The 18,546-nt window shown below is 62.6% G+C and carries 19 protein-coding genes; 2 read left to right on the forward strand and 17 right to left on the reverse strand.

Annotated features, from left to right (window positions below):
- From P0D68_RS32560 to P0D68_RS32585, 6 genes are all read right to left on the reverse strand, one after another.
- The coding region (locus tag P0D68_RS32560; RefSeq protein WP_408296495.1) for an acyl-CoA dehydrogenase N-terminal domain-containing protein at positions 1-64 on the reverse strand (64 nt) is incomplete at its 3' end.
- 102 nt (positions 65-166) lie between these two features.
- Positions 167-1,102: an electron transfer flavoprotein subunit alpha/FixB family protein gene (locus tag P0D68_RS32565; RefSeq protein ID WP_408296466.1), complete on the reverse strand. Its 936-nt coding sequence runs from the start codon at positions 1,100-1,102 to the stop codon at positions 167-169.
- 14 nt (positions 1,103-1,116) lie between these two features.
- On the reverse strand, positions 1,117-1,866 hold the full coding sequence (locus P0D68_RS32570) for an electron transfer flavoprotein subunit beta/FixA family protein (RefSeq protein ID WP_091800131.1): 750 nt from the start codon (positions 1,864-1,866) through the stop codon (positions 1,117-1,119).
- A gap of 237 nt (positions 1,867-2,103) precedes the next feature.
- Complete coding sequence (locus P0D68_RS32575; protein ID WP_091800127.1) at positions 2,104-2,901, reverse strand: MetQ/NlpA family ABC transporter substrate-binding protein; 798 nt, start codon at positions 2,899-2,901, stop codon at positions 2,104-2,106.
- A gap of 35 nt (positions 2,902-2,936) precedes the next feature.
- The gene (locus P0D68_RS32580) at positions 2,937-3,590 is read right to left on the reverse strand and encodes a methionine ABC transporter permease (protein ID WP_091800124.1); all 654 of its coding nucleotides are present in this window, start codon (positions 3,588-3,590) and stop codon (positions 2,937-2,939) included.
- A complete protein-coding gene (locus P0D68_RS32585; protein ID WP_091800121.1) occupies positions 3,580-4,614 on the reverse strand; it encodes a methionine ABC transporter ATP-binding protein in 1,035 nt (344 codons plus the stop codon). The genes P0D68_RS32580 and P0D68_RS32585 overlap by 11 nt, the downstream gene beginning before the upstream one ends.
- Positions 4,615-4,854: 240 nt before the next feature.
- On the opposite strand from P0D68_RS32585, the gene P0D68_RS32590 reads away from it, so the two are divergent.
- Positions 4,855-5,760, forward strand: a complete 906-nt coding sequence (locus P0D68_RS32590; RefSeq protein WP_408296461.1) for an alpha/beta hydrolase — start codon at positions 4,855-4,857, stop codon at positions 5,758-5,760.
- Positions 5,761-5,769: 9 nt separating this feature from the next.
- Here the strand turns inward: P0D68_RS32590 and P0D68_RS32595 are convergent, their stop codons facing one another.
- A complete protein-coding gene (locus P0D68_RS32595; RefSeq protein ID WP_408296458.1) occupies positions 5,770-6,579 on the reverse strand; it encodes an enoyl-CoA hydratase in 810 nt (269 codons plus the stop codon).
- 46 nt (positions 6,580-6,625) lie between these two features.
- Entirely contained in the window at positions 6,626-7,549 is a 924-nt protein-coding gene (locus tag P0D68_RS32600) for a histone deacetylase family protein (protein WP_408296455.1), read from the reverse strand.
- Positions 7,550-7,838: 289 nt separating this feature from the next.
- Between P0D68_RS32600 and mltB the strand changes: the two genes are divergently transcribed.
- A complete protein-coding gene (gene mltB / locus P0D68_RS32605) occupies positions 7,839-8,987 on the forward strand; it encodes a lytic murein transglycosylase B (protein ID WP_091801093.1) in 1,149 nt (382 codons plus the stop codon).
- Between the two features lie 108 nt (positions 8,988-9,095).
- On the opposite strand, the gene cysM is transcribed toward mltB, so the two are convergent.
- From cysM to rpsA, 9 genes are all read right to left on the reverse strand, one after another.
- Positions 9,096-9,998: a cysteine synthase CysM gene (gene cysM, locus P0D68_RS32610; protein ID WP_091800109.1), complete on the reverse strand. Its 903-nt coding sequence runs from the start codon at positions 9,996-9,998 to the stop codon at positions 9,096-9,098.
- A gap of 273 nt (positions 9,999-10,271) precedes the next feature.
- A complete protein-coding gene (locus P0D68_RS32615) occupies positions 10,272-10,637 on the reverse strand; it encodes a ComEA family DNA-binding protein (protein WP_091800106.1) in 366 nt (121 codons plus the stop codon).
- Between the two features lie 77 nt (positions 10,638-10,714).
- Positions 10,715-11,707 (reverse strand): ADP-glyceromanno-heptose 6-epimerase, encoded by a 993-nt coding sequence (rfaD, locus tag P0D68_RS32620; protein WP_106283259.1) that lies wholly within the window; start codon positions 11,705-11,707, stop codon positions 10,715-10,717.
- Between the two features lie 145 nt (positions 11,708-11,852).
- Positions 11,853-12,860 carry a D-glycero-beta-D-manno-heptose-7-phosphate kinase gene (gene rfaE1 / locus P0D68_RS32625; RefSeq protein WP_091801090.1) on the reverse strand — a complete coding sequence of 336 codons (1,008 nt, stop codon included), beginning with the start codon at positions 12,858-12,860 and terminating at the stop codon, positions 11,853-11,855.
- Positions 12,826-14,229, reverse strand: coding sequence for a UDP-glucose dehydrogenase family protein (locus tag P0D68_RS32630; RefSeq protein WP_408296450.1), 1,404 nt, complete (start codon positions 14,227-14,229; stop codon positions 12,826-12,828). Before P0D68_RS32630 ends, rfaE1 begins: the two co-directional genes overlap by 35 nt.
- Before the next feature lie 147 nt (positions 14,230-14,376).
- Positions 14,377-15,552 carry a lipopolysaccharide assembly protein LapB gene (gene lapB, locus P0D68_RS32635; RefSeq protein ID WP_091800097.1) on the reverse strand — a complete coding sequence of 392 codons (1,176 nt, stop codon included), beginning with the start codon at positions 15,550-15,552 and terminating at the stop codon, positions 14,377-14,379.
- Between the two features lie 67 nt (positions 15,553-15,619).
- Positions 15,620-15,913 (reverse strand): LapA family protein, encoded by a 294-nt coding sequence (locus P0D68_RS32640; protein WP_091800094.1) that lies wholly within the window; start codon positions 15,911-15,913, stop codon positions 15,620-15,622.
- Between the two features lie 445 nt (positions 15,914-16,358).
- Complete coding sequence (locus P0D68_RS32645) at positions 16,359-16,682, reverse strand: integration host factor subunit beta (protein WP_007180889.1); 324 nt, start codon at positions 16,680-16,682, stop codon at positions 16,359-16,361.
- Between the two features lie 21 nt (positions 16,683-16,703).
- Positions 16,704-18,437, reverse strand: a complete 1,734-nt coding sequence (gene rpsA, locus P0D68_RS32650; RefSeq protein ID WP_091800091.1) for a 30S ribosomal protein S1 — start codon at positions 18,435-18,437, stop codon at positions 16,704-16,706.
- Positions 18,438-18,546 lie beyond the last annotated feature (109 nt).

The following is an 18,546-nucleotide window of genomic DNA, read 5'->3' on the forward strand; positions in this document are numbered from 1 at the left end:
GTTCGAGACCGGCCAGTTCTTTCATCACGAACAGCATGTCCTTGATGGGTGCCGTATAGCTCATTTTCGTCTCCTCCCGCCGTTGATATAAAAAAAGGGCGCCGGACTTGATCGGTCCCGCGCCCTTCGCGTGTTGCCAGACGCCTTTTACAAGGCGCTTCGGCGCTTAGCCCAGCTCGCTAACGAGTTCCGGCACGACCGTGAACAGATCACCCACCAGACCGTAATCGGCGACGCTGAAAATCGGCGCTTCCGGGTCTTTGTTGATCGCGACGATCACTTTGCTGTCTTTCATGCCGGCCAGGTGCTGGATCGCTCCCGAGATGCCGACCGCGACATACAGTTGCGGCGCGACGATCTTGCCGGTTTGTCCCACCTGGTAGTCGTTCGGCACAAAGCCCGCATCCACTGCTGCACGCGATGCACCCAGCGCTGCGTTCAGCTTGTCTGCCAGCGGTTCGAGAACCTTCGTGTAGTTCTCGCCGTTGCCCAAACCGCGGCCGCCCGAAACGATGATCTTCGCCGACGTCAGTTCCGGACGGTCCAGCTTCGTCACTTCACGGCTCACGAAGGACGAAATGCCGCTGTCTGCTGCCGCTTCGATCTTCTCGACCGTTGCGCTGCCGCCTTCCGCTGCCACAGCGTCGAAACCGGTCGAACGAACTGTGATGACCTTGATCGGGTCAGCCGATTGCACCGTTGCGATTGCGTTGCCTGCGTAGATCGGGCGCTCGAACGTATCGGCGCTGTCCACCGCCGTAATGTCGCTGATCTGCGCGACATCGAGCTTCGCGGCGATACGCGGCGCGATGTTCTTGCCGTATGCCGTTGCCGGCGCGAGGATGTGCGTGTAGTCCTTCGCGATGTTCAGCACCGTTGCTTCGACGTTTTCTGCCAGACCCGCTTCGAGTTGCGGCGCGTCGGCGAGCAGGACCTTCGAAACACCTGCAATCTTCGCTGCCGCATCCGCTGCGGCCTGCGCGTTGTGGCCCGCGACCAGCACGTGAATATCACCACCAATCTTCTGCGCCGCTGCGATCGTGTTCAGCGTCGCGGCCTTGATCGACGCGTTGTCGTGTTCTGCAATTACCAGATTTGTCATTTGCTCTGTCTCCCTCACAGCACCTTGGCTTCGGTCTTCAGCTTCTCGACCAGCGTCTTCACATCCGGCACCTTCACACCGGCGGAGCGCTTCGGCGGCTCGACAACCTTCAGCGTCTTCAGGCGCGGCGTGACGTCGACACCCAGGTCTTCCGGCTTGATCGTTTCCAGCGGCTTCTTCTTCGCCTTCATGATGTTCGGCAGCGTCACGTAGCGCGGCTCGTTCAGGCGCAGGTCCGTCGTGATGACAGCCGGCAGCGTCAGCGACAGCGTTTCAGCGCCACCGTCCACTTCACGCGACACCGTAGCCTTTCCGTCAGCGACGACAACCTTCGAGGCGAACGTCGCTTGCGGCAACCCGGCCAAAGCAGCCAGCATCTGGCCGGTCTGGTTCGAATCGTCGTCGATAGCCTGCTTGCCGAGAATGACAAGCTGCGGCTGTTCCTTATCGACCAGCGCCTTCAACAGCTTGGCCACGGCCAGCGGCTGCAGCTCTTCCGAAGATTCGATCAGGATCGCGCGATCCGCGCCGATCGCCAACGCCGTGCGCAGCGTTTCCTGCGACTGCGTCACACCCGCCGACACGGCGATCACTTCGGTCGCCACGCCCGCTTCACGCAGACGCACCGCTTCTTCAACCGCGATTTCGTCGAACGGATTCATCGACATCTTCACGTTCGCGATGTCGACGCCCGTGCCGTCCGATTTGACTCGAACTTTCACGTTGTAATCGACCACTCTCTTGACTGGCACCAGGATTTTCATGCACACGCTCCAAAGTTACGAATACGTCAACCCAACGAACATTATAACGACTGCCCTCGCGGCAGCCCTGTCGCGGGCGCTTTAGCAGGAGGATATCGCTCCTCAGCGGCGTGACGGCAATATCGAACGGTCGTTCTATTTTAATCTCGAAAAAACCCGGGCGACAACCCCGGGTTCCGACTTACGACTCTAATTTTGCATTGCCGTCGTATCTTGCTTGCTCTGCAGGCCGCCGGCTCACCAGGCGGTGATCACGGCCCCGCCGAATTTGCTTTCAACAAACTGCTTCACTTCCGGCGAATGATACGCCGCGACCAGCTTGGCGACCCACGGCTTATTCTTGTCCGCCTCGCGGATCGCGATGATGTTCACGTAAGGCCCCTTCGGATCTTCAATCGCGATGGCATCCTGCTTGGGCTTCAGACCCGCTTCCATCGCGAAGTTCGTGTTGATCGCGGCCGCGTCCACGTCGTTCAGCGAACGCGGAATTTGCGCGGCGTCGAGTTCCACGATCTTCAGCTTCTTCGGGTTCTCGACGATATCGAGCGGCGTCGCCTTCAGGCCCGCGTCGGCACGCAGCTTCAGCAAGCCCTGCTTTTGCAGCAACAGCAGCGCGCGGCCGCCGTTGGTCGGATCGTTCGGCACAGCGATCTTCGCGCCCGGCTGCAGTTCGGCCAGCGTCTTCACTTTCTTCGAATAGATGCCCATCGGGTACGTCACCGTATCGGCGATGCGGATCAGCTTGTAGCCGCGATCCTTCACCTGCGCCTCCAGATACGGGTCGTGCTGGTAGCTGTTCGCGTCCAGATCGCCGCCTGCGAGCGCGGCGTTCGGCTGCACGTAATCCGAGAATTCGACGATCTTGATGTTCAGACCGTTCTTCGCCGCGACCGTCTTCACGACTTCCATGATCTGCGCGTGCGGGCCGCCGGTGACGCCGACCTTGATCGAATCTTCAGCGCGAGCCGCGCCGGCAGCGAACAGGGACGTGGCGCCGAGCACGGCAGCCAGTTTGAGAATGAAACGACGTTGCATGATGGACCTTTCCAAACCTATTCGAAATTGTTGTTTTACTTATGGCTCAAACGACGCACGAGCCAATCCCCGAACGACTGCACCAACTGCACGAAGACGATCAGAATCACCACGACCGTCAACATCACTTCCGGCAGGAAACGCTGATACCCGTAGCGAATGCCGAGATCGCCGAGACCGCCGCCGCCGATCGCGCCGGCCATCGCCGAATAGCCGACCAGCGAGACGAAAGTGATCGTCAAGCCGGCAACCACGCCCGGCAGCGATTCCGGCAACAACACTTTGAAGACGATCTGGCTGGTGGTCGCGCCCATCGCCTGCGCGGCTTCGATCAGCCCGCGATCCACTTCGCGCAACGCAGTCTCCACCAGACGCGCGATGAACGGCGCGGCGGCGATCGTCAGCGGCACGACGGCGGCCGCCGTGCCGATCGACGAACCCACCACGAGGCGCGTGAACGGAATCACGGCGACGAGCAGGATGATGAACGGCGTCGAGCGAACCGCATTCACGATCACGCCCATCACGCGATTTACCGCGATGTTCTGCAGCACGCCCTGGCGATCCGTCAGATACAGCAGCACGCCGAGCGGCAAGCCCACCAAAGCGCCGACCAGTCCGGAAATGCCCACCATGACGAGCGTTTCCCAGAACGACTGGACGAACATGTCCAACATTTCACTCAACATACGACAGCTCCTCCACCACCACACCCTGTTCACGCAGATATGTCAGCGCCTGCGCCACTTTCGCCGGTTCACCGCCCGCGAGCACCGCGAGCGAGCCGAACGCCTGCCCCTGGATCTCGTCGATCTGGCCGTGCAGGATGTTGAAGTCGAGTTCGTAACGGCGAATGGTTTCCGACAGGATCGGCTGATCGACGCCGGAGCCGGTGAACGCGAGTCGCAACAAGTGACCGCTGCCTGTCTTGAGACGCTCGGCGACACGCGCCTTCATGGCGGGCGGCAATTCCTGCGCGATCACGTCGCCGATCAATGCGCGCGTGACTTCGTGATGCGGTTGCAGGAACACGTCGATGACCTTGCCTTCTTCAACCACGCGGCCCGCATCCAGCACGGCGACGCGGTCGCAAACCTGCTTGATCACGTCCATCTGGTGGGTGATCAGTACGATCGTCAGGTTCAGTTCGCGGTTGATGCGCTTGAGCAGGTCGAGAATCGCGCGCGTGGTTTCGGGATCGAGCGCGGAAGTCGCCTCGTCGGAGAGCAGCACTTTCGGCTTGCTCGCCAGCGCCCGCGCGATGCCGACGCGCTGCTTCTGACCACCACTGATCTGCGCCGGATAACGATCCTTCTGCGCCGACAGGCCGACCAGGTCGAGTAGCGGCAACACGTTCGCTTCGATTTCATCGCGTTTCATGCCGGCGAGTTCGAGCGGCAGCGCGACGTTTTCGTACACGGTGCGCGACGACAGCAAATTGAAGTGCTGGAAGATCATGCCGATCTCGCGGCGCGCCTCGCGCAATTGCGCGGCGGGCAGCGTCGTCAGATCGCGGCCGTTGACGACGATATTGCCCTCGCTCGGGCGTGTCAGCAGGTTGAGCGTGCGCACGAGCGTACTCTTGCCCGCGCCGCTACGGCCGATGATGCCGAACACCTCACCCGCCGGAATCGACAGATTGACGTTGTGCAGCGCCTCGACCCAGCCCCGGGGCCCGGCGAACCGCTGGGAGATATTGCGTATTTCGATCATGGAAAAACGAAACGGCGGAGGTTGTCAGCGAGCGTGATGCGCTCCCGACAAGCGGCCGCCGTTGCTTTTATTGGGATTTGAGCCCGCAATTCTACCGCAGCGCTGACATTCCCTTTAATAATCAATTACGATCTTTTCATAACCTGTTGGAATTAGAGGCCCGCCCGGTGCGAGGTGCTCGCGTGCGCACGGCCGCTGCGACTATGATCGGGCGAAACAAAATCAGGATAAGCGGTAGCCATGGAAACATCTCCAAGCAACACGGTGCGGCCCATCGCGGGCAAACGGAACAGCGGCGAGCCGCTACGCTCGTCGGTCACGACGGGGGACGGCGTGGAACTACCGCTGTACCGCTGGCCGGCCGCCACGCCGACGCGCGCGACCGTGGTGCTGCTCCACGGGCTGGCCGAGCACGCCGGTCGTTACGCGGCGCTGGCCGCGCGCCTGAACGCAGCCGGCGTCGAACTGGTGGCGATCGATCTGCGTGGCCACGGCCACGCACCCGGCAAGCGGGCTTACGTGAAGCGCTTCGACGACTATCTGCTGGACGCGCAAGCTTTGCTCGACGCCGCCGCGCAAAGCTGCGCCCCGCTCTTCCTGATGGGCCACAGCATGGGCGGCGCCGTGGCTGCGCTCTACGCGATCGAGCGCCTCGAAGCGAGCGGCCGGCGCCTGAACGGGCTGATCCTGTCGAGCCCGGCGCTGGCGCCGGGCCGCGACGTGCCGCGCTGGATGCTCAAGCTGAGCCAGGTGATCAGCCGTCTCTATCCGAGCTTCCCGGCGATGAAGATCGACGCCGCGTTGTTATCCCGCCTTCAACCCGTGGTGAACGCCAATCGCAACGATCCGCTCGTGCATCACGGCGCGATTCCCGCGCGCACCGGCGCGGAGCTGTTACTGGCGATGGCGCGCATCGAACGCGGCCGGGCGGGCTTGCGAGTGCCGCTGCTGGTCTATCACGGCACCGCCGACAAGCTCACCGAACCCGAAGGCAGCCGCGAATTCGGTGAGCACGCGGGCTCGCCGGACAAGACGCTCACTCTGCACGAAGGCAGCTATCACGAGACGATGAACGACATCGACCGCGACCGGGTGATCGGGGCGTTGATCGAGTGGATCGAAAAACGGCTGGTGGCGAGAGCCTGATCGACGCGGCTAGCCCGCGTCACGCTTCCAGTCGGGCGGGCGTTTGTCGATGAACGCCTGCACGCCTTCCAGCGCCGACTCATCCATCATATTGCAGGCCATCGTCTGGCCGGCAAGCTGGTAAGCCGCTTCGATTCCCATTTCCAACTGGCGATAGAAGAGGCCTTTGCCGGCGCTCACGGCTTCGACGGGTTTCGCACAGATGCTGGTGGCAAGCCGTGCGATTTCCGCGTCCAGCGCATCCGCAGGGACGACGCGGTTCACGAGCCCTTCCCGCTTCGCGCCCACGGCGTCGATGAAATCGCCGGTGAGCAGCAATTCGAGCGCGGCCTTGCGCGACAGGTTGCGCGACAGCGGCACGGCAGGCGTCGCGCAGAAGAGCCCGAGGTTCACGCCCGAAACCGCAAAGCGGGCCGTGTCGGCGGCAACGGCCAGATCGCACATCGCGACGAGCTGGCAACCGGCCGCAGTCGCAATGCCTTGCACCCGCGCGATCACCGGTTGCGGCAAGCGCTGGATCGTCATCATGAGCTTCGTGCAGCGGGCGAACAGCGCCTGGTAGTACGCCAGCGAAGGCGCGGCGCGCATTTCCTTCAGATCGTGTCCCGCGCAGAACGCCCGGCCCGCGCCGGCGATCACGACCACGCGCGCGTCCGAGCGGCCGATCTCGCTCAATGCCGTCTGCAGGTCGTCGAGCAAGGCTTCGGAGAGCGCGTTAAAGGCATCGGGCCGGTTCATCGTCACACGCACCACGCCCGGCACGCCGTACGCGCCGTGTTCGATCTCGACCAGTGACGCGTCGCGCGCATCGGCGTTCATGGCTCGCTCCTCATAGAGTGGATGGCGCTGCGCGCCGCGCGACGGCTCAGATCCCGGCCAGCGAGCGCACGTGGGCGACCACGCTGCGACCCAGCGCGGACAGGTTGTAGCCGCCTTCGAGACAGCTCACGATGCGCCCGCGCGAATAGCGCTTCGCGATTTCGCGCATCTGATCGGTGATCCACGCGTAATCGTCTTCGACAAGGCCCATGTTGCCGAGGTCGTCCTCGCGATGCGCGTCGAAGCCAGCCGAGATGAACACCATCTCCGGTTTGAACTCGTGCAGGCGCGGCAGCCACAGCATGTCCACCGCCTCGCGCACCGCCATGCCTTTCGAGCGCGCCGGCATCGGCACGTTGCACATGTTGGGCGCCTGGTTGTCGGCGCCGGTGAACGGATAAAACGGATGCTGGAAGAAGCTGCACATCAGCACGCGCGAGTCGCCCGAAAAGGCCGCCTCGGTGCCGTTGCCGTGATGCACGTCGAAGTCGATGATCGCGACGCGCGAGAGGCCGTGCACTTCGAGCGCATGACGCGCGGCGATCGCGATATTGTTGAAGAAGCAGAAGCCCATGGCGCGCGCCGGTTCGGCGTGGTGGCCGGGCGGCCGGATGCTGCAGAAGGCATTGTCGTAGCGGCCTTCGATCACCGCGTCGGTCGCGGCTACCGCTGCGCCCGCCGCACGCAGCGCGGCTTTCAACGTGTGCGGGTTCATCGTCGTATCGGGATCGATTTCGGCGGTGCCTTCAGCGGGTGAGCGGCTGCGGATGTAATCGACGTGGGCTTGCGTATGCACGCGCAGCAGCGCGGCTTCGTCGGCAAGCGGCGCCATCTCGCGCTCGATCAGCGAATCGATGCGGCTTCCGATCAATTGGTCTTCAATTGCCTGCAGGCGCGCGGGGCATTCGGGATGCCATTGCCCCATATCGTGCAGCAGACAGTCGTGGTGGGAATAAAAGCCAGTTGCCATGATTCTTTTCTGCGGCGACGCGTTTCGAACGCGTGCGGCATGTCTCCATCCAGGGGCGCGCGCCCTCGGCGCGCCAACAGTCATCAAGTTACCACACGATGCGGCTGTGACGCGTCAGGCACAGTTTTGCGGGGAGGCGTCGGGTATACTGCCCCGATCGATTTTTCCCGTCTTCCCTCGTCTCCCGCGCACCGCGCCTTAGCTCACTATGACCGTCAAGCTTGCTCTGTCTGCACGAAACCGGCTACGCATCACGTCCATGGCCGCCGCACTGTCCGTCGCATCGTGCATGATCATGGCAACCAGTCCCGCGATCGCGCAAAGTGCCGGCAAGAAACCATCGGTGCTGCTCGCGCAAGGCCAGCCGCAACCCGCTGTACCTCAAGGGCAAACGTTTGAAGAAGAGATCATCCCGCAGCGCTACGCGAACAACCCCAATGTCGACGCGTTCATCAACGACATGGTCGCGCGCTACGACTTCGACGAGTCCGCGCTGCACGCACTCTTTGCCGGCGTGAGCTATTCGGCGACCGCGGTCAAGCTCGTGACGCCGTCGCCTTCGCCCGCGGTCAAGAACTGGCGCGTGTACCAGGCGCGCTTTCTCGACCAGGTCCGCATCAATGCCGGCGTGCGCTTCTGGCGCGCGAATCAGGCCACGCTGCAACGCGCCTATGAAGAGTTCGGGGTGCCGCCGGAAGTGATCGTCGGCATCATCGGCGTGGAGACGATTTATGGGCGCTTCATGGGCAACTTCCGCGTGCTCGACGCGCTGACCACGCTCAGCTTCGACTATCCGGGCACCGCTAATCGCGCGGACCGCCAGGCGACCTTCCGCAAGAATCTCGAAGACTACCTGGTATGGACGCGCGACTCGCAGATCGATCCGACCACGGTGCTGGGTTCCTACACCGGCGCGATCGGCATTCCGCAGTTCCTGCCGAGCAGCATCGTGCAATACGCGGTGAGCTACGACGGCAACAAGCAGATCGACTTGCGCACGAGTCAGGCGGATGCGATCGGCAGCGTGGCGAATTACCTGCGCCAGAACGGTTGGGAAAACGGCCGGCCAGTAGTGTGGAAGATCGGCTCGGACGCCGGCAGCCTGGGCGTCGCGCAAGCGGCCGCCGACGGCCAGCCGGAGCCGCACTGGCCGCTCGACCAATTGCTGCGCGCCGGCTTGCTGCTGAACGAACCGGGCGTGGACATCGCGTCGGAAGCCGGCACGCCGGTCACGGTGGTGGATCTGCCCTCGCCCGGACGCGGCACCGAGTTCATGCTGGGCTTGAAAAATTTCTACGTGCTGACGCGCTATAACCGCAGCTTCTTCTACGCGCTCGCGGTGTATCAGTTGGGCCAGCGGGTCAAGGCGCAGATGGAAGCAAGCGACGCGACCAACGCCGTCAACAACGCCGCGCCGCCGGTTGCGGCCTCGCAATAGCTGGCGGTGCGGGCGCCGGGTGCGTCCCGCAATGCCACAAGACGAAAAAAAGCGCCGGTCTTCTGAACCGGCGCTTTTTCATTGCGCGAGCGGCTTCAAGCTACGCGCTCACGCGGGAAACACACCCGTCGACAGATAGCGGTCGCCGCGGTCGCAAACAATGAACACGATCGTCGCGTTCTCGACCTGCCGTGCGACGCGCAGCGCCACTTCGCACGCGCCGCCCGACGAGATGCCGGCAAAGATGCCTTCCACCGACGCCATACGGCGCGCCATGGCTTCAGCCGCGGCCTGGCTCACATTCTCCACGCGGTCCACCCGGCTGCGATCGAAAATCTTCGGCAAATAGGCTTCCGGCCATTTGCGAATGCCCGGAATGCGCGAACCCTCTTCGGGTTGCGCACCGATGATCTCGATAGCCTGATTCTGCTCTTTCAGATAGGTGGACACGCCCATGATCGTGCCGGTCGTACCCATGGACGACACGAAGTGCGTAATGCGCCCTTCGGTGTCGCGCCAGATTTCCGGGCCGGTGCCTTCGACGTGCGCGGCCGGATTGTCCGGATTGGCGAACTGGTCGAGGATGATGCCCTTGCCTTCGCGCTGCATCTGCTCGGCCAGATCGCGTGCGTACTCCATGCCGCCCGTGACCGGCGTGAGAACGATCTGCGCGCCATACGCGGCCATGCTCTGACGGCGCTCCACCGACAGATCTTCCGGCATGATCAGGACCATTTTGTAGCCACGGATCGCGGCCGCCATGGCAAGCGCGATACCGGTGTTGCCGCTGGTCGATTCGATCAGCGTGTCGCCTGGCTTGATACGCCCGCGTGCTTCCGCTTTCGCGATCATCGACAACGCCGGACGGTCCTTCACCGACCCCGCGGGGTTGTTGCCCTCGAGCTTCGCAAGGATCACGTTATTGCGGCTGCGGATCTCGTCGTCGGGGAGCCGGACGAGTTGTACGAGCGGCGTATTGCCGATCGTGTCTTCAATCGTTTTGTAAGCCATATTGGTTCTGGTGCTGTCGCCGCGCAAAGTCTCAATCCATCGATTCTAAACCACCGTGCACACGACTGCCGTGCGGCCCTTCTGAGCGCATGGATGCAGGCTCCCCTGAGTGAGGGGACGCAGCACAAAAAGCCCGCGGCTGAGAACCGCGGGAGCCAGTCATCTGCATGACAGCTGAAGGAGCGTTCTTGACGACTCCGACCATGAAGGGAAAATCAGGGCGACGCAGCCGCCGCACGACCCAGCAGGCCCGCGCGCCAGCTGCGCGTGAGACTATTTCTTCACCGCCACCGTGGCGTTGTTCTTCGGCGTGTTGGCCGCAGCGGCCGCGCCTTTGGTCTGTGCAGACGCCGCAGCCTGCGGGTTAGCAGCCGCGCCAGCCGGACCGATAGCGAGACCCTCCGCCTGCAGGCGCTCGACGGTATGCCCGCCCATGCCTTTGACGCGCTTGCCGAGATCGGCCGGGTCCTTGAACGGACCATGCGCTGCACGCTCGTCGAGAATGGCTTTCGCTTTGGCAGGACCGATGCCCTTGATGCCGCGCAGCGCATCCTCATTAGCCGTGTTGACGTCGACCGCCGCATAAGCGTGGCCAAAAGCGGCGAGCATGGCCGCGGTAACCAGAATTTTTCGAAACATATGGAATCTCCCTCGTACAACCGGTTGGCGACCATCACCAACCGGGAGATTCCAGTTTAAAGAGGGATCCGAATTATTTACACCTGGCCGAACAGCCAACGTACGTAACGGTCGACACCTTCCTGCACGCTCAGGAACGGCGCGTCGTAGCCGGCCGCGCGCAGCTTCGATTGATCCGCTTGCGTGAAGCACTGGTACTTGCCGCGCAAGGCGTCTGGGAACGGAATGTATTCGATCAGCCCGCGCTGCACCTGATCCGCGAGCGACAGCGCCGGTTCGTTGTTGAGCGAGCGCAGCGTGTTGACCACCGTGCTGGCAATGTCGTTGAACGGTTGCGCACGGCCGCTGCCGAGATTGAAGATGCCCGACTTGTCCGGATTGTCGAAGAAGAACAGGTTGACCTTCACCACGTCTTCAACCGAAACGAAGTCGCGCGTCTGTTCGCCCGCGGCATAGCCGTTGTATTCGCCGAACAGCTTGACCTTGCCCTCGGCGCGGAACTGGTTGAAGTTGTGGAACGCCACCGACGCCATGCGCGCCTTATGCGTTTCGCGCGGCCCGTAGACGTTGAAATAACGGAAGCCGGCAATCTGGCTCTTCGCGGTGGGCAGCACGCGGCGGATCACCTGATCGAACAGGAACTTCGAGTAGCCGTATACGTTCAGCGGCTGTTCGACTTCGCGCTCTTCGACGAAGCGGCTCGAGCCGCCATACGTTGCCGCCGACGACGCATACAGGAACTGGATGTTCTGCGCGAGGCAGACGTCGAGCACGTCGCGGCTGTAGCGGAAGTTGTTGTCCATCATGTAGCGGCCGTCGGTTTCCATCGTGTCCGAGCAGGCGCCTTCGTGGAAAATCGCGCGCACCTTGCCGAAGTCGCCGCGCTTGAAGCGTTCGACGAACTCAGTCTTGTCGAGGTAGTCGTCGATCTCGCAGTCGACGAGGTTCTTGAACTTGTCCGCGCGCGTCAGATTGTCGACCGCGATGATGCGTTGTTCACCGCGCTCGTTGAGCGCCTTCACGAGATTGCTGCCGATAAAACCGGCCGCGCCGGTGACGATGAGGGTCATGATTGATGATCCTGCGATAGTGAGCTTGGCATGGGATCGGAGTCAGCGCCTGGCGCTCGCTCCGATCGACAGGTTCAGTCGACGCCGCGCGGGTTCCTGTTACACGCCGTTGATAAAAGCACGGCGAGGGACCCGGCGGGCCGCATCAATGAAAAAGTTCGTCGTAGTCGACGGTGGCGGTGCCGAGTTTGCCGACCACGATGCCGGCCGCGCGATTCGCGAGCCCGACCGCCTCGACCAGCGTGAGACCCGCGCCGAGCATCGCGGCAAGCGTGGCGATCACGGTGTCGCCCGCGCCCGAGACATCATACACTTCGCGTGCGACAGCCGATGCGTGCAGGACGCCGTCGTCCGAGAAGAGCGTCATGCCCTCTTCCGAGCGCGTCAGCAGCAACGCCTTGAACTGGAGATCGGTGCGCAGTTTCGTCACGCGCGCGAGCAGATCTTCTTCCGATTTCCACTGGCCAATCACCTCGCGCAATTCGGCGCGGTTCGGCGTGATCAGCGTCGCGCCACGATAGCGTTCCCAGTCGTCGCCCTTCGGATCGACCAGCACCGGCTTGCCCGCCGCATGCGCCTTCGCGATCATCTGCGTGACGTGGGTCAGGCCGCCCTTCGCGTAGTCGGACATCAGGATCACGTCGTGCGACGGCAGCAGTTCGTCGAATCGTGCGAGACCGGCGAGCAGCACTTCGTGCGCCGGCGAGTTTTCGAAGTCGACGCGCAGCAGCTGTTGCTGGCGCGACAGCACACGCAGCTTGATCGTGGTGAGAAGCGCCGGGTCACGCTCGAGATAGGGCTTCACGCCGCTTTCGTTCAGCAACTGCACGATGCGCTCGCCAGGTTCGTCATGGCCGACCACGCATAGCAAGCCTGCTTGAGCGCCGAGCGCAACCGCGTTGCGCGCGACGTTCGCCGCGCCGCCCAAGCGGTCTTCCTGACGCTGCACGTGCACGACCGGCACCGGCGCTTCCGGCGAAATGCGATTCACGTCGCCGAACCAGTAGCGATCGAGCATGACGTCGCCCACCACCAGCACGCGCGCCGCGGCGAGCTGTTCGCGCGGCACGACGGTGAGCTGCGGCGCGGGCGTGGACGGGATGGCGCCGGGCACGGTCTCAGGCATTGGCCGGAAGTTCAGAGGGTTGGGCATAAGGGCGTCCAATCGAGTGATAGTCGATGCCGAGTTCGGTCATCGCGTCCGGTTCGTACAGGTTGCGTCCGTCGAAAATCAGCGGCGACTTCAGCACCGATTTCAGATGCACGAAATCCGGGCTCTTGAATTCTTTCCATTCGGTCACGATCACGAGCGCGTCGGCGTCCGTCAACGTTTCGTCCTGCGTGCCCGCGAAGGTGAGTCGCGCGAACTGGTCCGGCACGTCATGCAGATCCATCGCGAACACGCGGCGCGCTTCGGTCACCGCAACCGGATCGTACGCCCGCACGTGGGCGCCGCGCGCGAGCAGTTCCGCGATCAGGCGACGGCTCGGCGCCTCGCGCATGTCGTCGGTATTAGGCTTGAACGCGAGCCCCCACACGGCGAACGTACGGCCGCTCAGATCGTCGCCGAGCTTGGCCGTGATCTTATGCACCAGCACGTCTTTCTGCTTGTCGTTCACTTCCTCGACCGCTTCGAGGATGCGCAGATTGTGGCCGCTCTCGCTAGCCGTGCGGATCAGCGCCTGGACGTCTTTCGGGAAACACGAGCCGCCGTAGCCGCAACCGGCATACAGGAAGTGATAGCCGATGCGCGGATCGGAGCCGATGCCGCGGCGCACCGCTTCGATATCCGCGCCGACGCGGTCCGCCAGATTCGACATTTCGTTCATGAACGAGATGCGCGTGGCGAGCATCGCATTGGCGGCGTATTTGGTGAATTCGGCCGAGCGCACGTCCATGTAGAGCGTGCGTTCGTGATTGCGGTTGAACGGCGCGTACAGACGCTTCATCAGTTCGCGCGCGCGCAGGCCGGCTTCGTCTTCATCCAGGCCGATCACGATGCGGTCGGGGCGCATGAAGTCGTCGACCGCCGCGCCTTCCTTCAGGAATTCGGGATTGGACACCACCGAGAAGCGATGTTGCGCGCTGCCCGCGAGTCCGCGTTTGGCCAGTTCTTCTTCGACCACCGCGCGTACACGCTGCGCGGTGCCGACCGGTACCGTCGATTTGTCGACGATCACCTTGAAGCCGTTCATCGTGCGGCCGATGTTGCGGGCCGCTTCGAGCACGTATTGCAGATCGGCCGAACCGTCTTCGTCCGGGGGCGTGCCGACGGCGATGAACTGCACGTCGCCGTGCGCGACGCTGGCTTCGACATCCGTGGAAAACGTGATGCGGCGCGCCGCGCGCGTGCGGGCGATCATCTCCTGCAAGCCGGGCTCGTGAATCGGCACGCCGCCGTTGTTGAGGATTTCGATCTTGCGCGGATCGACGTCCAGACAGAAAACGTCGTGGCCGATCTCGGCGAGGCACGCGCCGGTGACGAGACCCACATAGCCCGTGCCGATAATGGTGATTTTCATACGCTTTCCGGTAGAAGGTTCCGGTGATGATTCCCGACGATAAAGCCGGTCATGAACAGGTTGCGAGATCCGCCCGAGCGAGGACGCTTGCCACGCGCGGATTCGCGGCGCGAGCGCGTGGCTGGACCCGGCGTGACCACCCGCGTGTCAGTTCGACGCGGTGATCGGCTCGACCCGGCGCGGCGCATAGGTTTCCCAACCGCTGCAACCCGGGCACTGCCAGTAAAAAAGCCGCGCCCTGAAACCGCAATTCTGGCACGTATACCGTGGCAGATTTTTGGTGCGCTGGCGAATCAGCGTGCGCATCAGTTCGAGTTCGCTGCGGCGCGGTTCTTCCGCGACGGCTTCCTGCGCCTCGAGCAGCCGCGTCATGCCCGCCAGATTCGGCGACTTCTGCATTTGTGAGCGCGCCAGCGCATGCGCGGCCTCGGGTCCGCGCAGCGATGCGACGTGCTGGTAAGCCACGTCCAGCAGATCGTTGGTCGGATAGCGGTCCACCCACGTGGTGAGCAGATCGGCGCCATCTTGCGGACGGCCGAGCGCCTCGTAAGCCTTCATCAGCTTTTCCGCGACCAGCGGCAGATAAGCCGGATTCTGCTCCTCCACCCGCCGCCATTGGGCGATCGCCGCTTCCGGCGCGCCGCCGGCCGCGTCGACGTCGCCGAACAGGATCGTGGCGCGCACATTGGTCGGGTTCGCCTTCAACGCGAAACCGAGCTGACGGCGGGCCTCGTCGGGCTTCTTCTGTTGCAGCGCTTCCTGCGCGAGTTCGCAGTGGAACTGCGCGATTTCCTTGTCGAGCGACTCCGCACCCATCGTTTCCAGATGACGGGCCGTGTCGATCGACTTGACCCAGTCCTTCTCGATTTCGTAGATGGTGAGAAGCGCGCGCTGCGCGCCCAGCGCGTAGTCGCCGGTTTCGAGCGAGCGGAAGGTTTCTTCGGCGCGATCGAGCAAGCCCGCTTTCAGGAAATCCTGCCCCAACTCATAGAGCGCATGATCGCGCTCGCTGACCGGCAGGTCGGCACGGCTCAACAGATTCTGATGCACGCGAATCGCGCGATCCGTTTCACCGCGGCGACGGAACAGGTTGCCCAGCGCGAAGTGCAGTTCGACCGTTTCAGGATCGAGCTTGACCACTTCGATGAACGCGTCGATCGCCTGGTCCGGCTGCTCGTTGAGCAGGAAATTCAGGCCGCGAAAATACGAGCGCGGCAGGTTGGCGCTTTCAGACAGCAGCGTCTTGAGGTCGTAGCGCGCAGCCATCCAGCCAAACGCGAAAGCGACGGGTATGACAAGCAGCCACCAGAAGTCTAGATCCATGCGATAAATGCAAATGTGCGGGAAAGCGAAGACGGAAAGCCGCGCTCATGCGCGCGGCGAAGGGAATTCAGATCAGCGGCGGCATGGGCGGTTGCTCGACCACGACCGGGGTTTCGCGCGCCACGCGCAACTCGCGTTTGAGCCGGCCGTTTTCCATGCGCAAACGCACCATGGCCGGCATCGACGACACCAGCCCGGCCAGCAGCCCTACCACGAAGAAGGCGAGGCCGATCAGGATCAACGGCGCCGACCATGCGTAGCCGGCGAGGAAATTCAGCGTAGCAGGTTGTGTGTTGGAGAGCGCCAGCACCAGCAGCAGCACGAACACCAGCACACGGATCAGCCAGACGATAAATTTCATGTATAGGTCTCTTGACGGCAGTTGCGGGGTGACGCCGGCTTGATGACGCGTCGCGCCACGGTGTTGCCCGCGCCGAAGTGACCCGTATTGTAATTGAAGCCCTCGCGGCTGGGCAGGAACTGGCGGATTAGGGGCTTACGGGGCTTTATCGTGCTACATCTTGCCGCAAACGGCTACGCGCGCGGGCGAGTCGGTGATTGGGTGATTGGGTGATTGGGTGATTGGGTGATTGGGTGATTGGGTGATTGGGTGGTCAGGCGGTCACGCGGGTAGACGGCTCGGCGGGAGGCGCTACCAGCCAATCGCACGTCGATCCAAGTGAATGCGCACGCGCAAAACGTACAGACGAAAAAAAGCGCCCGAAGGCGCTTTTTCTGGTCTTTTGCCGACTGGCTTTGGCCGCTGACGCTACCCATGCCACGCTGCAAATAACACAGCGAAGCATTTACAGGTCGTCATCCGGCTCTTCGGCCTTCAGCGGCTCGCCCGCGCGACGATCTACCCGCTCGCGCAATTCCTTGCCCGGCTTGAAGTGCGGTACGTACTTCTCAGGTACCAACACCTTCTCGCCCGACTTCGGATTACGCCCGACGCGGGAGGGACGGCGGTTAAGGCCGAAGCTGCCGAAGCCACGAATTTCGATGCGATGACCGTTGGCAAGTGCCTCCGACATCGCATCAAGCATCGTCTTCACCGCGAAATCCGCATCTTTAAGAACAAGTTGCGGAAATCGCGTAGCCAGCTGGGCGACCAATTCCGATTTGGTCATACTGCAGCAGACCTCTCAGGCTTACTGGTTCTGGCCGTCGAGCTTGGCCTTCAGCAGCGCGCCGAGGTTCGTCGTGCCGGTAGCAGCCGAGCTCGAGTCCGACGAAGCCAGGCCGCGGATCGCTTCCTGTTGCTCAGCCGAATCCTTGGCCTTGATCGACAGGTTGATGCCACGCGACTTGCGATCGATGTTGATGATCATCGCGTTGACCTTGTCGCCGTCCTTCAGCACGTTGCGAGCATCTTCCACGCGGTCTTGTGCGATTTCCGAAGCGCGCAGGTAGCCTTCGACTTCAGCCGACAGCTGAACCACGGCACCCTTCGCGTCCACCGACTTGACCACGCCGTCGACGATCGAACCCTTGTCGTTCATGGCAACGAAGTTGCTGAACGGGTCGCCTTCGAGCTGCTTGATACCCAGCGAAATGCGTTCCTTCTCGACGTCGATGCCGAGAACGATCGCTTCCACTTCGTCGCCCTTCTTGTACTTGCGAACTGCTTCTTCGCCCGTTTCCGACCACGACAGGTCCGACAGGTGAACCAGACCGTCGATGCCGCCCGGCAGACCGATGAAGACGCCGAAGTCGGTGATCGACTTGATCGCGCCTTGCAGCTTGTCGCCCTTCTTGAAGTTGCGGCTGAAGTCGTCCCACGGGTTCGGCTTGCATTGCTTCATGCCGAGGCTGATACGGCGGCGGTCTTCGTCGATTTCGAGAACCATGACTTCGACTTCGTCGCCCAGTTGCACAACCTTCGACGGTGCAACGTTCTTGTTCGTCCAGTCCATTTCCGACACGTGAACCAGGCCTTCGATGCCCGATTCGACTTCGACGAATGCGCCGTAGTCGGTGATGTTGGTGACCTTACCGAACAGGCGCGTGCCCGACGGGTAGCGGCGCGAGATACCTTCCCACGGATCGTCGCCCAGTTGCTTGATGCCCAGCGAAACGCGGTTCTTCTCTTGGTCGAACTTGAGGATCTTCGCGGTGACTTCCTGGCCAACCGACAGCACTTCGCTCGGGTGACGCACACGACGCCATGCGATGTCGGTGATGTGCAGCAGGCCGTCGATGCCGCCGAGGTCCACGAACGCGCCGTAATCGGTGATGTTCTTCACCACGCCTTCCACGATCGCGCCTTCCTTCAGCGTTTCGAGCAGCTTTGCGCGCTCTTCGCCTTGGGTCGCTTCGATCACGGCACGACGCGACAGCACGACGTTGTTACGCTTGCGGTCGAGCTTGATGACGCGGAATTCCAGCGTCTTGCCTTCGTACGGGGTCGTGTCCTTGACCGGACGCGTGTCAACCAGCGAACCCGGCAGGAACGCGCGGATGCCGTTGACCATGACGGTCATGCCGCCCTTGACCTTGCCCGTGATCGTGCCGGTCACGAGTTCGTTGTTGTCGAGAGCCTTTTCCAGCGACAGCCACGAAGCCAGGCGCTTCGCCTTGTCGCGCGACAGGATCGTGTCGCCATAGCCGTTTTCCAGCGCGTCGATCGCGACGGAAACGAAGTCGCCCGCCTGCACTTCTACCTCGCCCGCGTCGTTCAGGAACTCTTCGAGCGGGATGTAGGCTTCGGACTTGAGACCAGCGTTGACGACCACGAAGTTGTGGTCAACACGCACGACTTCGGCGGAGATCACTTCGCCGGCGCGCATGTCTTGCTTGGTCAGCGACTCTTCGAACAGAGCCGCAAAAGATTCGGTATTCGGGGTAGAGGTTTGCAGGTCGGACATAAAAATCAAAATTTGCATGGTTCTCGCGGTGCCCGGCTGGCCGGATGGTCAGCAATAACGGCTAGTGTGCGAATGCCACGCGGGGTTAAAGGGTTAATACAAGCTTCGCGACGATCGCGAAACACCT

Source organism: Paraburkholderia sp. RL17-380-BIE-A (assembly GCF_046028085.1).
Classification (GTDB): Bacteria; Pseudomonadota; Gammaproteobacteria; order Burkholderiales; family Burkholderiaceae; genus Paraburkholderia.